This window comes from Pedobacter kyonggii (genome assembly GCF_004310665.1).
GTDB lineage: Bacteria > Bacteroidota > Bacteroidia > Sphingobacteriales > Sphingobacteriaceae > Pedobacter > Pedobacter kyonggii.
In genome coordinates, this window is record NZ_SIXF01000008.1 from 146,049 (window position 1) to 162,250 (window position 16,202).

The window sequence follows — 16,202 nt, forward strand, 5'->3', positions numbered from 1 at the left end:
CTTTATGAGGATTGCAATTTACGGGAGAGATTTTAATGATACGGTTTTGCCCTACGTTCAAGAGGTTTTTAATCATTTAGCCGAGCATCATATCCAGCCGGTTTTATATTCAAAATTTAAAACATCCCTTCATGGCAAAATTAAGTTGCCTGCCAATACGGTTATTTTTCATAACCATAGCGAACTAAAAGAACTTGCCGATGTATTGTTGAGCTTAGGAGGAGATGGTACATTACTCGATACCTTATCGTTAATCCGCAATTCGGGCATACCGGTAATCGGTATCAATTTTGGTCGGTTGGGTTTTCTGGCCAGTATCAACAAAAATGAAATAGGATCGGCATTAAAAGCCTTAATTAACGGAGAATATACCTTAGATTCCCGTTCTCTTTTAACTTTAGAATCGGATAATGGCCTGTTTGGAGAAGAGAATTTTGCACTGAATGATATTACCATTCACCGTCGCGATAATTCTGCCATGATGATTATCCATGCCTCAATGAACAATGAGTTTATTAATTCTTATTGGGCCGATGGATTGATTATTGCAACCCCAACAGGATCAACCGCTTACTCATTAAGCTGCGGTGGCCCTATCATTTATCCCGATTCTGAAAATTTTGTTATTACACCCATTGCACCGCATAACTTAAATGTAAGGCCGGTGGTTGTGCCAGATGATAATAAACTCTCTTTTGAGGTAGAAGCACGCGAATCGAAATTTCTGGTTTCTTGTGACAGCCGAACGGTCACAGTAGAACGTTCAGTAAAAATTAGCATAAAAAAGGCAGATTTTTGCGTAAATCTTATCCGCCTTAACAATGAAACCTACTTAAACACGTTAAGAAATAAATTATTATGGGGCATTGATACCCGTAACTACTAAGTATGACGCCAACCAAACCTCTGTTATTTCTCTTCTTTTTTATCTTTAGCGGACAAATTCTTCGTGCGCAGGAAGGAACATGGGAAGTTGGACTAATGGCTGGAGGAGCAGGTTACATGGGCGATCTCAATCAAAATAATCCATTGCAGATTAGTGGGCTCTCCGGCGGTGCTTATGTAAAACGTAACTTTAACCAATATTTGGGCGTTCGATTAAATTATACTTACGGGCAGGTTAAGGCAGATGATGCCAGCTCCAGTAATGAGCAGTTCCGCGAAAGAAACCTGCGTTTTAAAACAGCATTGAACGAATTTAGCGGTTTGATCGATTTTAATTTTTTTAACTTCAATATAGGTGGTGGAACCAGACAATTTACTCCCTATGTTTTTACTGGTGTTGGTTTAGTTGTTTTTAAACCTACGGTAAAAATTGATGGTGAAAGATACCGGTTGGATCGACTCGCAACCGAAGGGCAGGAAAATGGTTACAACAATGCTGTTTTAACCATTCCATATGGATTAGGGCTAAGGTATAATTACAAAAATACCTGGAGTGTTTTTACCGAACTCGGTTACCGGACACCACTTACCGATTATATTGATGATGTGAGCGGCCGCTATCCGATTAATCCCGTAATCGTTGGAAATGTCCAAAATCAAGTCAATTTATCCGATCCTTCACGCTATCAAATCGGACAAGCGGGTACCCAAAGAGGCGATTTTAGAAAAAGGGACACTTATCTATTTGTTAGTGTTGGCATATCTTTTACCTTTGTATCCTCAAAATGCTATTCCTTTTAAGCTGATTTTGACATAATTAATGGGATTTAAAGAACAAATAGACTATAACCGCCTGCCAAAGCACATTGCCGTAATCATGGATGGTAATGGAAGATGGGCAAAAGGCCAGGGTAAAGTGCGGGTTTTCGGACATGAACAAGGTGTACTCTCTGTAAAAGACATTGTAGAAGGTTGTGTTGAAGTGGGTATTGAGTACCTTACTTTATATGCTTTTTCTACAGAAAACTGGAACAGGCCCAAAGAAGAAGTAGATGCTTTGATGCAGATTCTGATTTCGACCATCAACAAAGAAACCGAAACACTTAATAAAAACAATATTAAGCTAAATGCCATCGGTAATATTGCATCTTTACCTCAAGAATGTATAGATGATTTAAAAGAAGCCATGGAAAAGACTGCCCATAACAAAAAATGTACATTAACATTGGCGTTAAGCTATAGCGCTAAGTGGGAAATTTTGGAGGCTACCAAAAAAATTGTAGCAGCTGTAAAAGACAATACCATTTCTTTGGATGATATTAACGAAGACCTGTTTTCATCAAAACTAACAACTGTAAATATACCAGATCCTGAACTCATGATCAGGACAAGTGGCGAACACCGTATTAGCAATTATCTGCTTTGGCAAATGGCTTATACCGAGTTTTATTTTACTGATGTTTTATGGCCGGATTTCAGACGTGAAGATCTTTTCGAGGCTATTGTAGACTATCAAAAACGCGAACGCCGTTTTGGCAAAATTAGTGAGCAATTAAACTAATTTTTCTTTTAACACTTTTTAACAAGCGTTTAAACTAACTTAGCACCACTTTTATACGATAAATGAAACCATAATAAGGGAACAACATAAAGAGATTTTGCTTTATAAAATATCGTTACCTTTTGGCCATTACTGAACAAATAATTTTAATGAAAAGAATATTTCAAGTTTTAATCCTACTAGTTTTAGCCGCTCCGGCCTTCGCTCAAATACGTCCACAAGGTCAGGCACCGGTAACCCCTTCTTTAAAGGTTGGTGGCTTAGATCTCGATTATTTTAGTCCAAAAGAATATATCATTGGTGGTACCACAGTAACCGGAACACAGTATTTAGATAAAGAAGTATTAATTACCTTATCTAAACTAACTAAAGGCGATAAAATCGTTCTTCCTGGCGAGGCAACTTCTGATGCAATTAAAACGTTGTGGGCACAAGGTTTGTTTGATGATGTTAAACTTAACATCGAAAAATTTGTTCAGGATTCTGTTTATTTTGAAATTGAAGTAGTGGAGCGCCCGCGTTTAAGCTCTATCGATTTAAAAGGTATCCGTAAATCTGAAAAAACAGCGATCCAAGAAAAGCTAAATGATAAAACAGGTAAAATCGTAAACGATAACTTGTATAACACTACCTCGGCTATTGTTAAAAAATACTTATTGGATAAGGGCTTTTTCTTTACCCAGATCGATTACAAAACGCGTAAAGATCCGAATGCAGAAAACAGTGTGGTATTAGAAGCAAATATTGATAAAGGTCACCGTGTTAAAGTACAGCATATCGATTTTACCGGAAACAAAGATTTTAAATCAGCAAAACTCAGAAAATACCTTAAAACCCCTAAACAATTTGCCTGGTGGCGCTTTTGGGGCTCTGGAAAATTCGCAAAAGAGAAATACGAAGAGAACAAGGTAAAAATGATTGCCAAAATGCACGAGAAAGGTTATCGTGATGCTGAATTATTAAAAGATACCATTTACCAATACAACAAGAAAAAGGTTAACATCAGGATGGACCTTTACGAAGGGAAAAAATATTACTTCGGTAATATTACCTGGGCTGGCAATGCCATTTATCCAGATAGTATTTTGCAAAAAGTATTAACTATCGAAAAAGGTGATGTTTTTAGTGAGGAAAAATTAAATAAAAAATTAAACGGTGGTGGTGAAAACGGTGGCGATATTAACAGTATGTATACCGATAATGGATATTTAACTTTTAATATCGATCCGGTACAGACCAAAATTTATAGCGATACCGTTGATGTGGAATTACGCATGTACGAAGGACCACAGTATACCAACAACCGCATTACGTTAAAAGGTAATACCATCACAAACGATAAAGTTGTTTTACGTGAGATCCGTACTAAACCAGGACAGAAATTTAACAAAAGTGATCTAATCCGTACCATCCGCGAAATCGGTCAATTGGGTAACTTCGACGAGTCTAAAACTGTACCTACACCTCGTCCTAACCCGGCAGATGGTACTGTAGATATTGAATATGCAGTAGAAGAGAAACCTTCAGATCAGATTGAGCTATCAGGAGGTTTTGGTGGTGGCCGTATCATTGGTACATTAGGCTTAACTTTCAACAACTTCTCATTACGTAACTTATTTAATTTAAAAGCTTACAAACCATTGCCAAAAGGTGATGGGCAGAAATTAAGCTTGCGTGGACAAACCAACGGTAAATATTACCAATCGTATAGTTTCTCATTCTCACAACCTTGGTTTGGTGGCGAAAAACCGGTAAGTTTTGGTGTGAGTGCATTTACCTCATTACAATCTAATGGGTTAAGTTCTGATAATGCGCAGTTTCAAAAAATACGTTTAAATGGTGTAACCGTTAGTTTGGGCAGAAGATTAAATTGGCCAGATAACTATTTTCAATTAAGCCATGCCTTTAGTGTACAACAGTATATCTTAAATAACTATTCAGGATATTTATTCAATACTGGTACATCTTATAATATAAGCTTATCACAGGAGATCAGCCGCGATTCAAGAGATTCGCCAATCTTCCCTAAATCTGGATCATTCTTACGTTTCACTGTTCAGGCAACTCCACCATTTTCATTGTTAAATAAAACAAACTATGCAACGGCATCTGATAGGGAGAAATATCGCTTTACTGAATATCATAAATGGAAATTCGATTCACAATGGTACCAACGTGTAGCCGGAAATCTGGTAATTAAAGCACAAGCGCAGTTTGGTTTCTTGGGTCAATACAATAAAGCAGTTGGCCAATCAGCATTTGAGCGTTTTAAATTGGGTGGTGATGGTATGCAGGGATTCGATTTCTTGCAGGGATCTGAGCTGATCGCGATGCGTGGTTACGCAAACAATGCTGTTATCCCTAATGGATCCGATCCGGCTGTAGCACAACAGTCAGGTAGCCCGATTTATACTAAATATGTATTAGAGGCACGTTATCCGGTTATTGCGAGTCAGCAAGCTACAGCCTTCGTTTTGGCCTTCGCAGAAGCTGGTAACACCTGGAACAGATTTGGTGATTTTAATCCTTTTAACGTTAGAAGATCAGTGGGTGTAGGTGCAAGGATCTTCCTTCCAATATTTGGTTTGTTGGGTATCGATTATGGACATGCGTTTGATACGATTCCAGGCTTATCAGATGGAGGAAAGCAAAATTTTACATTTAGTATCGCACAACAATTAGGGGGATTTTAATTGATAAAGAACAAAAAATTAACTAATTATGCAATAAATCATTGCAATAGGAGTTTAAAGAAAGCTTAGGTTATTAACTATATCATTAACACACACAAAAATGAAGAAGTATCTTTTTATCGCATTCCTACTTTGCACTTCTTTCGGTGCCTTTGCACAGAAGTTTGCTTATGTAGACACGGAGTATATTTTGAAACATTTACCAGAATATAAATCGGCATTGAGTCAGTTAGATGTTGCCTCTAAACAATGGCAGCAGCAAGTAGATCAGAATTTTTCTGAAATCGACAGAATGTACAAGGCTTATCAGGCTGATCAGGTTTTGTTAACCGATGATATGCGCAAACGCCGTGAAAACGAAATTATAGAAAAAGAAAAACAGGCTAAGGAATTTCAACGTTCTAAGTTTGGGCCAGATGGGGATCTTTTTCAAAGTCGGGTAAAATTAATTAAACCTATCCAGGATAAAGTTGCCGAGGCTATTAAACAAATTGCAAAATCTAAATATTTAGACTTCATTTTCGACAAAAGCAGTGAAGCAACAATGATGATTTATGCAAGTAGCAGTTACGATGTTAGTAATGATGTAATTGTAAAATTAGGTTATAAACCAGGGACTGTAAATAATTAGTATATTCGCCCCTGATTTTTGAAGAAAAACAATTAGAAAAAATAAAAAAGTAAAATAGAACGATGAGAAAGTTAATTAACGTATTCTTTGTAGCAGCAGGGTTATTGTTTACAGCGAATATGGCAAGTGCACAACAAAAATTGGGTCACATTAATTCTGAAGAGGTATTTGCAAATTTACCAGAGGCTAAAACAGCTCAAACCACTTTAGAAACCTTAGGTAAACAAAAGCAAGCTGATATTGATGCAATGATCAAAGAATATCAAAGTAAAATGACTGCAGCAGAAGCTAAGCAAAAAACTTTGAGTGAGGCTAACAAAGAAACAGTGGGTAAAGAGTTACAAGCTGCGGGTCAAGAATTACAGGATTTAGAAAAACGCATTACTGATGCGCGTACTAAAGCTTCACAAGATATAGGTACTAAACAAGGTGAATTATTCCAACCTATCCAGGCTAAAGTTGCAACTGCAATTTCTGCTGTAGCTAAAGAAAAAGGTTTAGCTTACGTTTTCGATATCGCAAACGGACAAGGTGGTAACAATTTAGTTTTCTGGGATGGTGGTGATGATATTACTGCTGCAGTTAAATCTAAATTGGGTATTACAGCAACTGCTGCAAAACCAGCTACACCTAAAAAGTAGTTCTGAGTCGGGAGTTCGGAGTCCATCTCCTTACCAATTCAAAATATAAGGCGGAATTAAGTTTAACTTAGTTCCGCTTTTTGTTTTTGAGGATTTCCAATCACCGATTTATCTAGACTGTCGTCATCTCGACTGAAGCGCAGCGAAATGGAGAGATCTATACTTGATAGATTTAGCTTCGCTGAGCACTTCGTGGTTTTCGGCTACGTTACACTCCGCTCGAAATGACGATTTTCTTGTTGGAAGTTTTTGTTCAAGGGGGCTAAACATTTTAACTTTACAACATGCTAACTAACACTAAAACATTCCAATTTTCAACTAACTTTACAACTTTCTAACATTCCAATTTCCACCGCAATGCAGCTTACATCTCCAATAGGTATTTTCGATTCAGGTTACGGTGGTTTAACTGTTTTTCATTCTATTGCCGATAAATTACCCGAGTACAACTATATCTATTTAGGCGATAATGCCCGTTCGCCCTATGGCGATCATTCTTTTGAGACCATTTATAAATATACTTTAGAGTGCGTTGAATGGCTTTTTGCTAAAGGATGCCATTTGGTTATCCTGGCCTGCAACACAGCATCTGCAAAAGCGCTTAGAACGATCCAGCAAATAGATCTTCCTGCTAAGTATCCCGATAGGAGAGTGTTGGGCGTAATCAGGCCAACTGCAGAGGTTATAGACGCGTATACCAGCACAAAAAAAGTTGGTGTAATGGGAACCAGAGGAACGGTTAATTCTCAATCTTATCTTTTAGAAATAAATAAGTTTTTCCCCGAGATCAAAGTTTATCAGCAAAGTTGCCCGATGTGGGTGCCATTGATCGAAAACAACGAACACCTACAACCGGGAGCAGATTTTTTTATCAATGAATATTGTGATCAGTTATTGAGCCAGTCAAATGAAATTGATTGTGTGTTATTGGCTTGTACACATTATCCTTTGTTGATGCCCAGACTGAAAAAAGTATTCCCAGATCATATCAACGTTTTAACGCAGGGTGAAATCGTTGCTAACAGTTTGATCGATTATTTAGAAAGACATCCAGAAATCGAACAGAAACTAGCTAAACAGGGCGAAAGACATTTCTATACCAGTGGTGATCCTTTGGCTTTTGATGAACATGCCTCGATATTTTTTGGAGAGCCTTTGAAATCGAATAAAATGTAAAGGCGGTTAATTGTTTAAATTGGTTAACTGTATATTATATTGCAAAATGCTAACTGGAAATTGTCAATTTTAGACTAACTAAGCAAATTTAGAATGTCTAAATTAATTAGGAGTAGTTATAAAGTGGAAGTAGATTTATAGCAATTTTAACGCATCTGTCAGCCTAAACTCATCATAATAAAAGAAAACATTTTTCTTTAGGTTGTAACAAGTTAAAAGGATAACTTTGCGGCTTCAAACCCACACAATGAGTGATCAGATAAAACACGAATGCGGAATCGCTTTTATTCGCCTGTTAAAACCACTTTCTTACTACCAGCAAAAGTACGGTACAGCACTTTACGGCCTTAACAAATTATACCTTTTAATGGAAAAACAGCATAACCGGGGCCAGGATGGCGCAGGTATTGCAACCATTAAACTGGATATGAAACCGGGCAGTAGGTACATTAGCCGATACCGGAGCATGGCATCTAATGCGGTAGCAGATATCTTCGAATATGTACAGAACAAATTTGTCGATATCCAGGAAAACACGCCTGAATTAATGCAGGATACGGAATGGCTCAAAAACAACGTAAGCTTTATCGGCGAGGTGTTAATGGGCCATTTGCGTTATGGTACGCATGGTAAAAACAGCATCGAAAATTGCCACCCTTTTTTAAGGCAAAACAACTGGATGACACGTAACCTGGTAATTGCAGGTAACTTCAACATGACGAATGTTGATGAGTTATTGGAACAATTGTACGAGTTGGGGCAGCATCCAAAAGAAAAAGCAGATACTGTAACGGTATTGGAAAAAATCGGTCACTTTTTAGATGATGAAAACCAGGAGCTTTTCGATCAGTATAAAAAAGAAGGGCATGATAACGTTGCGATTACGCACAAAATATCTGATAATTTAGATATTGCAAATATCCTTCGCCGTTCGGCCAAAACATGGGATGGAGGTTATTCTATCTGTGGTATGGTGGGTAATGGCGATTCGTTCATTATGCGCGATCCGGCAGGTATCCGTCCGGCGTATTACTATTACGATGACGAGATTGTTGTAGCGGCATCTGAAAGGCCTGCTTTACAAACCGCATTTAATATCCAGTTTAAAGATGTTAAAGAGATCGACCCTGGTCATGCTTTAATTATCAAGAAAAACGGCGAGGTAAGCATGGAGCAGTTCCGCGAGCCTACCGAAAGATTATCGTGCTCTTTCGAGCGCATCTATTTCTCAAAAGGAAGTGATGTAGAAATTTACCGCGAGCGTAAACAGCTTGGTCGCTTATTAAGCGATAAAATCTTACAAGCCGTTAATTACGATTTAAAAAATACAGTATTCTCATTTATTCCAAACACGGCAGAAGTAGCCTTTTTTGGAATGGTTGATGGTGTTCAGCAATATGTACGCAGGCACCAGAAAGATATACTTTTACATAAAAAAGAAACATTAACCGATCAGCAGCTTGAAGACCTGTTATCTCTAGCCCCTCGTGTAGAAAAGCTTGCGGTTAAGGATGTAAAACTGAGAACTTTTATTACTCAGGACGCAGACCGTAGCGAAATGGTGGCACATGTTTACGATACTACCTATGGTATTATCAATAACCACCAGGATACTTTAGTTGCATTGGATGATTCGATTGTACGTGGTACTACATTAAAGCAGAGTATCATTAAAATTGTAGATCGTTTACACCCTAAGAAAATCATTATTGTTTCTTCTGCACCTCAGATCCGTTATCCTGATTGTTATGGTATCGATATGAGCAGAATGGGGCAGTTCGTGGCTTTCGATGCGGCTATTCAACTGTTAACGGAACGTGGCATGTGGCAGGTGATAGAAGATGTTTACACGAAATGTAAAGCTTCGTTACTTTTACCAAAAGAGGAAATTGTAAATCACGTTAAGGAAATTTATAAACCGTTTACTCCAGAAGAAATTTCGGCTAAAATTGCACAGATTATCACGCCAAAAGGTACTGTTGCTGAGGTTGAAGTAATTTATCAAAGTTTAGAGAACTTGCACGAAGCTTGTCCGAAAAACAAAGGTGACTGGTATTTCTCAGGAAATTATCCTACCCCAGGTGGAAACAAGGTGGTTAATAAAGCTTTTGTTAACTGGAAAGAAGGAAATAACCAAAGGGCTTATTAGACCCCTAAACCCCCTAAAGGGAAATGAATAACAAATAGCCCATATTTTATATGGGCTATTTTTTTGCTCATTTTTGCTAGGGAGAACACTGGAGAAGAGCCATTCGACTCCGCTACCGTTTACAGACTCCGATATAAAAATCGTCATTGCGAGGAACGAAGATAACCGAACGAAAGTGAGCTCATGAATGCCTTTAAAAACAACTGCAAAAATGAATAATCTTAATACATAGGTTAGTAGCGATCGTTGTAAGATTGCTTCGTCGGCTGAAAAAGCCTTCTCGCAATGAAGATAATCTGAGGAGATTTATATCTTTTAAATTCTCCTGGCGTCATCCTGATCCGATAACTATCGGATTTATTTCAGGATCTGTTTTAGTGTCACTACTGAAATATTGGAGAAGAGAAATTGATGATTTTAGCGGTTCGTGGGGACACGAACCACGGCGAGGAAAGGTTTTCATCTTCCATTGATACTACTGCATTTTCCCACCTAAACCTGACATTCGCGGAAAGCCCGGAGGCAAATTCTTCATTTGCCGAGGACTTGCAGCATTGGCAGGACTAACAATAATAGTTGTACTGTACCTGCTTTTCTAAAAATGTGACCACCTAAGACATCTAAGTACATCTAAGCTGGGAATGCAATTATTATACGTAAAACTTAATGTACGTTTTAACGATGAGCCAAATGGCAAAAAAGATGATGACTACACCTGCGATTTTATTTAGCTTTTTAAGTGCATCTTCCTTTATTTTATAACGGAGTTTACTCGAATAGAAGCTCTTTGCGCCATCTATACCCAATTGTGTGGCCATGGCGATAAAAAAGCAGACTAGTTTTTCGTTCAGCATGTTATTCAGTTTAACCGAGATGATTCCGCTTACAATAATCCAGAACATTAAGGTAGAGGGGGTGAGGATGCACATTAAAAATCCTTTTATCACATAACCCCGCTTGCTTACTTTTTGAAGCGTTGTACTATCGTAATTAACAGTAATTTTGGAAACGAGGTAATAAATACCTACGGCCAACAGAAATACACCGCCAATACTGCCTACGTATTTATCAAATTCGGATTTATAATCGATAAACTGACTGCCAAAAAGAACCAGGCCAATTAAGATCACATCACTAATAATTACGCCAACAGCTAAAGAAAACCCAGCTTTGAAACCCCTCTCTATGCTGGTTTTGATCATTGCAAAAAATACCGGCCCTGTTAAAAACGACGAAATAATCCCTGCTCCTATACCTAGTAATATGGCTTCAAACATGCATTGTATTGTTTATAATATGCGAATATGCAACTTTATACCTAAACATTTAACATTTATTTTTGTTGCATAGGTTGCATAAAATTTACTGGTTTTCATTTTTTTTTATTTATGTTTAGAGCCACTAAAACTAGATTTAAAAAATGAGTTCAGAACAAACACAAACCAAATGGGGGCAATTTATTCCTTTGGTTACGGTATTCTTTTTCTGGGGCTTTGTAGCCGCCAGTAATGACATTTTAATACCGGTATTTAAAAAAGCTTTTGATTTATCGCAAGCCGAAAGTCAATTGGTTTCATTGGCATTTTATATTGCTTATACAGTGGGTGCTTTAATTTATAACGGTATTTCTGTTATAATAGGACAAGATATTGTAAACAAACTGGGTTATAAAAATTCGCTTGCGCTTGGTCTGGTTATTTCGGCACTTGGAACCTTATTGTTTTATCCTGCAGCAAACCTGCATTCATTTCCTTTAATGCTTTCAGGCTTATTTATTGTAGCATTAGGTTTCTCCTTACAGCAGACTGTTGCGAATCCATTAGCTATTGCATTAGGGCCAATTAAAACAGGTTCGCAACGTTTAACGCTTGCGGGTGGTATTAATAACTTTGGTACAACCATTGGACCACTTATTGTAAGTTTCGCTATTTTTGGTTCTGCGGCAAATGCAACTACAAATATTAGTATAGAAAGCGTTAAAATTCCTTACCTGATCTTAGGCGGTGCTTTTATTGCCGTTGCTGTTTTCTTAAAAATGTCATCATTGCCTGATAGACCTGCCTTGGTTGAAGCGGTGGTTGAGGATACTAAATCGATTAAGGGATCTGCTTTGCAATATCCGCAGTTGGTTTTGGGTATGATTGCCATTTTTGTTTACGTAGGTGTTGAGGTTTCTACCGCAAGTAACCTACCTGCTTACATGGAGAAAGACTTAGGCTTTGCCATAAAAGATATCGCGCCTTATATCTCTTTATACTGGGCAAGTATGATGATTGGACGTTGGACAGGTGCTGTTGAAGCCTTTACTGATAATATCAGCACACAAAAAATATTACGTTTTATTGCACCATATTTAGCTTTTGGTATTTTCTTAGCCGTAAATGCCATTGCAAAACATGATCTTGCTCCATTTTATGTATATGGTTTAATTATATTGGTATTAATTGCTGCTGATATGGCAAGTAAAGGTAACCCGGCCCGCATGTTGCTAATCTTTTCGGCAATAGGTATTACTGCGTTGTTAATCGGAATGTTTACTAAAGGAATGGTAAGTGTTTATGCCATTACCAGTGTAGGTTTATTCTGTAGCACTTTATGGCCTTGTATTTTTACCTTGGCAGTAAGCGGTTTAGGTAAACACACCAGTCAGGGAAGTAGCTTCTTAATTATGATGATCATGGGCGGTGGTATTATTAGCTGGGCACAAGGTGCTGTATCAGAATTCACAGGTATTCAATACAGTTATATTGTAGGGATTATCTGTTTTGCTTACTTGGCATTCTATGCCTGGAAAGTGGCTGGAATACTAAGATCACAAGGAATAAACTTTGATCAAAAAATTTCTGGCGGACATTAATATTTAATAAAGTAATTTTGCAGCCACAGAGATTTAGTTCTTTGTGGCTTTTTTGATTTTTATAATGGCAGATAAACCAAGTTTCGATTCGATATTTATGAACCTTGCCACCGATCTGGCAGCCCGTTCGCATTGCGTGCGTGCCCATGTAGGTGCAGTGTTAACAAAAGATACCCGTATTATTTCTATCGGCTACAATGGCCCACCAGCTGGTACGCACAATTGCGACGAGGAATGGCCAGAGCATGGCTGTGCGCGTGATAGTAAGGGGAGTTGTTCTTTAGCCTTACACGCTGAGGAGAATGCAATCCTGTATGCTTCTAAAAACGGTTCGAAAATTGAAGGTTGTACCTTATACACCACCTTGTCGCCCTGTATTGCCTGCGCAAGGTTGATTCTGTCATCAGGAATTAAATTGGTTTATTATTCTAAATCGTATGCGGCTTACAAAGGTTTGCCCAGCGATGAAGGAGTAGACTTTTTGAGGAAATTTGGAGTTGAGGTGGTTTTGATGGAGTCATAAAGGTTCAGTGGTTCATTAATTATTTGTCATTAGTACCTGCAAGTCTGTATTGATTAATCGGTTAATTGTTTAAATCGGTTAATCGACTCCAAACCCCAAATGCTCAACTCCAAACTGACTTCGGACTCCTGACTGCCGACTTCAGACTTTTTTAAGCTAAAAATCTCAAATCTACGGCCTCAAATCTCATATCTAATTGGTACCTTTGCGGATGCAAGAAAAAATCATTATCGTCGATTTTGGTTCGCAATTTACACAACTCATCGCTCGTAGGGTTCGCGAACTAAATATTTACTGTGAAATATATCCATACAACAATCTTCCTGAGGTTACGCCTGATGTAAAAGGAGTTATTTTTTCGGGTAGTCCATTCTCTGTTCGTCAGGAAGATGCACCTCAGATTGATTTATCGAAATACCATTTAAAATTTCCTTTACTGGCTGTTTGTTATGGTGCACAATATATTGCCCAACATTCTGGCGGTGCAGTTCAGCCATCTTCAACACGCGAATATGGTCGTGCTAACCTGAATTTTGTAAACCAGGAGAATAAATTATTTAAAGGCATTAACATCGGTTCACAGGTTTGGATGAGCCATGGCGATACCATTACCGATATTCCAGCAAATTTTGAGCTGATTGCCAGCACCGATAGCGTAAAAGTGGCAGCTTACCATATTAAAGATTCAGATACTTATGCCATCCAGTTTCACCCTGAAGTAACGCACAGTATTGATGGGAAAATCTTGTTAGAAAACTTCCTGGTTGATATTTGCGGATGCAGCCAGGACTGGACTTCTGCTGCTTTTGTTGAAACCACAATTGCCGATATTAAAGCTACTGTAGGTAACGATAAAGTTGTTTTGGCACTTTCAGGTGGTGTTGACAGTAGTGTTGCAGCGGTACTTTTGCATAAAGCCATCGGTACAAACCTACACTGTATATTTGTTGATAATGGTTTATTGCGTAAAAACGAATATGAAAGTGTTTTAGAGCAGTATAAAGATTTTGGCTTAAATATTAAAGGCGTTGATGCTAAAGACAAATTCTTGGGCCAGTTGGCCGGGGTAGAAGATCCGGAAACAAAACGTAAAATAATTGGCCGTGTATTTATCGAAGTTTTCGACGAAGAATCTCATCTTATTCAAGATGTAAAGTGGTTGGCCCAAGGTACAATCTATCCTGATATTATTGAATCGGTTTCAGTTAAAGGTCCATCAGCAACCATTAAATCGCACCATAATGTGGGCGGTTTGCCAGATTTTATGAAACTTAAAGTAGTAGAACCACTTAAAACTTTGTTTAAAGATGAAGTGAGAAGAGTAGGTACTACTTTAGGGTTAGAATCGTTTATTTTAGGCCGCCACCCATTTCCGGGCCCAGGCTTAGGTATCCGCATTATCGGAGAGGTTACTCCAGAAAAAGTTGCCATTTTACAAGATGCCGATAAAATTTATATCGACAATTTAAAAGAAGCAGGCCTTTACGATAAAGTATGGCAGGCAGGCGCTATCTTCTTACCTGTAAGATCTGTTGGAGTGATGGGCGATGAGCGTACTTACGAAAATGTAATTGCATTAAGAGCGGTCGAATCACTTGATGGCATGACTGCAGATTGGTGCCATTTACCTTACCCAGTATTGGCTAAAATCTCAAACGAGATCATCAATAAAGTTAAAGGGATCAATAGAGTGGTATACGATATCAGCTCTAAGCCACCTGCAACTATCGAGTGGGAATAGTTGTTTAGTTTTGAGTTGTGAGTTTTCAGTTTGGAGTTCAAACTGCATAAAATAAATGTTATGCTAGCAAGGTGGAATAAACTTTGCTAGCATATTTTGTTAAAAACAATAGGTATGATTTATAAAAAGGTTTACTGGTTGCCAGTTTTGTTTATGTTGGTTTTGGGTGCTTGTTCGCCTAAAATCAGGACGCCCAAGCCCGAAAAGAGTAAGCCAGTTGAAAAAGAAAAACCAATAGATAAAAAGCCTATCAAAAAGTTTACGCAGGCAAGTGTTTCCTTGCTTGTTCCCTTTAAACTGGATGAGTTGAACTTAAGAACGGCTACAAAGACCGATATTGAGAAATATGCCATGCCTATCGATTTTTATCAGGGCTTTAAGTTGGGATTAGATTCTGCGGCGGCTCAGGGTTTAAATTTTAAACTAAATGTTTTCGATACGCAGGATGATAATGCACATATATCGGTCTTATATAAAAATGAGCGTTTTAAACAAAGCAATTTAATTATCGGCCCCGTTTTTCCAGATGGATTAAAGTTTATCTCCAATTATGCCAAAGAAAATAATGCAATTATAGTATCCCCCCTAGCTGCTTCTGAACCTGCAGAATTTAATAATCCAAATCTGGTATCCATTGTAAATAATATTAGTTTACATGGAAAAAAGATAGCCACATACATTGCTAAAAATTATAATCCTGCCAATACTATAGTGGTACTGATTAACACCAGGAAAACAGAAGACGAACAATTTGCAGCACCAATAAGAAACTATTTTCAAGCCAATACCAAGTTTGTGGTACAGGAGTATGCTTCGGCCTATGCTTTTGAAACAAAAATGATCAAAGGCAAAGAATATGCCGTGGTGCTTACCTCATCCGACAGGGTTTTTGTATTGCCAACAGTAGAAAAACTGTATAAATTAAAGCATCTACCCACAGGTGCTTATAGTATTAATCTATTTGGTCATCCTAATTGGGTAAAACAGAACTATCCTACCGATAAGTTACAGGATCTAAATACCATTATCAGCTCGTCTTATAAAATAGATTACAAAAATAGTGCAGTTGTTGCCTTTATTAAAAAATATCGCTACAGGTATGGATTTGAGCCTGGAGAATATGCCTTTAAGGGATTTGATGTTGGTTATTACTTCGGTAAACTATTAAGCACTTACGGAGAAGATTATAGAGATTATCTGGTAAAAGATAAATATAAAGGCCTCCATAATAACTTTTCATTTATTCATGATGAAAAATTAGGCTATATTAACACCAGTTTAATGTTACTGAAGTTTAAAAACTTTGCGTTAAACCTAGTTGAGTAATTCTATAATTTTTTCTTCC

The 16,202-nt window shown here is 37.8% G+C and carries 13 protein-coding genes; 12 read left to right on the forward strand and 1 reads right to left on the reverse strand.

Translation table 11 applies throughout. The features are described from left to right. The first annotated feature begins 4 nt into the window (after window positions 1–4). The 8 genes from EYS08_RS10860 (at window position 5) to EYS08_RS10895 (ending at window position 9,736) form a co-directional block, all read left to right on the forward strand. A complete protein-coding gene (locus EYS08_RS10860) occupies window positions 5–886 on the forward strand; it encodes an NAD kinase (protein ID WP_057932773.1) in 882 nt (293 codons plus the stop codon). A 2-nt stretch (window positions 887–888) separates the two neighbouring features. Beyond that, the gene (gene porG / locus EYS08_RS10865; RefSeq protein WP_131030056.1) at window positions 889–1,686 is read left to right on the forward strand and encodes a type IX secretion system protein PorG; all 798 of its coding nucleotides are present in this window, start codon (window positions 889–891) and stop codon (window positions 1,684–1,686) included. Window positions 1,687–1,705: 19 nt separating this feature from the next. Beyond that, window positions 1,706–2,446, forward strand: a complete 741-nt coding sequence (locus tag EYS08_RS10870; protein WP_131030057.1) for an isoprenyl transferase — start codon at window positions 1,706–1,708, stop codon at window positions 2,444–2,446. Window positions 2,447–2,595: 149 nt separating this feature from the next. Continuing rightward, on the forward strand, window positions 2,596–5,139 hold the full coding sequence (bamA, locus tag EYS08_RS10875; RefSeq protein ID WP_131030058.1) for an outer membrane protein assembly factor BamA: 2,544 nt from the start codon (window positions 2,596–2,598) through the stop codon (window positions 5,137–5,139). 100 nt (window positions 5,140–5,239) lie between these two features. Further along, window positions 5,240–5,770, forward strand: a complete 531-nt coding sequence (locus EYS08_RS10880) for an OmpH family outer membrane protein (protein WP_121283542.1) — start codon at window positions 5,240–5,242, stop codon at window positions 5,768–5,770. Between the two features lie 62 nt (window positions 5,771–5,832). Further along, the gene (locus tag EYS08_RS10885; RefSeq protein ID WP_131030059.1) at window positions 5,833–6,411 is read left to right on the forward strand and encodes an OmpH family outer membrane protein; all 579 of its coding nucleotides are present in this window, start codon (window positions 5,833–5,835) and stop codon (window positions 6,409–6,411) included. A 357-nt stretch (window positions 6,412–6,768) separates the two neighbouring features. After that, window positions 6,769–7,587, forward strand: coding sequence for a glutamate racemase (murI, locus tag EYS08_RS10890; RefSeq protein WP_131030060.1), 819 nt, complete (start codon window positions 6,769–6,771; stop codon window positions 7,585–7,587). A 247-nt stretch (window positions 7,588–7,834) separates the two neighbouring features. Further along, window positions 7,835–9,736, forward strand: coding sequence for an amidophosphoribosyltransferase (locus tag EYS08_RS10895; RefSeq protein ID WP_057932784.1), 1,902 nt, complete (start codon window positions 7,835–7,837; stop codon window positions 9,734–9,736). Between the two features lie 650 nt (window positions 9,737–10,386). On the opposite strand, the gene EYS08_RS10900 is transcribed toward EYS08_RS10895, so the two are convergent. Beyond that, window positions 10,387–11,013, reverse strand: a complete 627-nt coding sequence (locus EYS08_RS10900; protein WP_131030061.1) for a LysE family translocator — start codon at window positions 11,011–11,013, stop codon at window positions 10,387–10,389. A gap of 143 nt (window positions 11,014–11,156) precedes the next feature. Here EYS08_RS10900 and EYS08_RS10905 point away from each other — a divergent pair, with 143 nt between their 5' ends. From EYS08_RS10905 to EYS08_RS10920, 4 genes are all read left to right on the forward strand, one after another. Beyond that, a complete protein-coding gene (locus EYS08_RS10905) occupies window positions 11,157–12,593 on the forward strand; it encodes an MFS transporter (protein WP_131030062.1) in 1,437 nt (478 codons plus the stop codon). Window positions 12,594–12,657: 64 nt separating this feature from the next. Beyond that, complete coding sequence (locus EYS08_RS10910; RefSeq protein WP_029274099.1) at window positions 12,658–13,116, forward strand: deoxycytidylate deaminase; 459 nt, start codon at window positions 12,658–12,660, stop codon at window positions 13,114–13,116. Window positions 13,117–13,327: 211 nt separating this feature from the next. Then, the gene (guaA, locus tag EYS08_RS10915) at window positions 13,328–14,857 is read left to right on the forward strand and encodes a glutamine-hydrolyzing GMP synthase (RefSeq protein ID WP_057932788.1); all 1,530 of its coding nucleotides are present in this window, start codon (window positions 13,328–13,330) and stop codon (window positions 14,855–14,857) included. 114 nt (window positions 14,858–14,971) lie between these two features. Next, window positions 14,972–16,183: an ABC transporter substrate-binding protein gene (locus EYS08_RS10920; RefSeq protein WP_131030063.1), complete on the forward strand. Its 1,212-nt coding sequence runs from the start codon at window positions 14,972–14,974 to the stop codon at window positions 16,181–16,183. Window positions 16,184–16,202 lie beyond the last annotated feature (19 nt).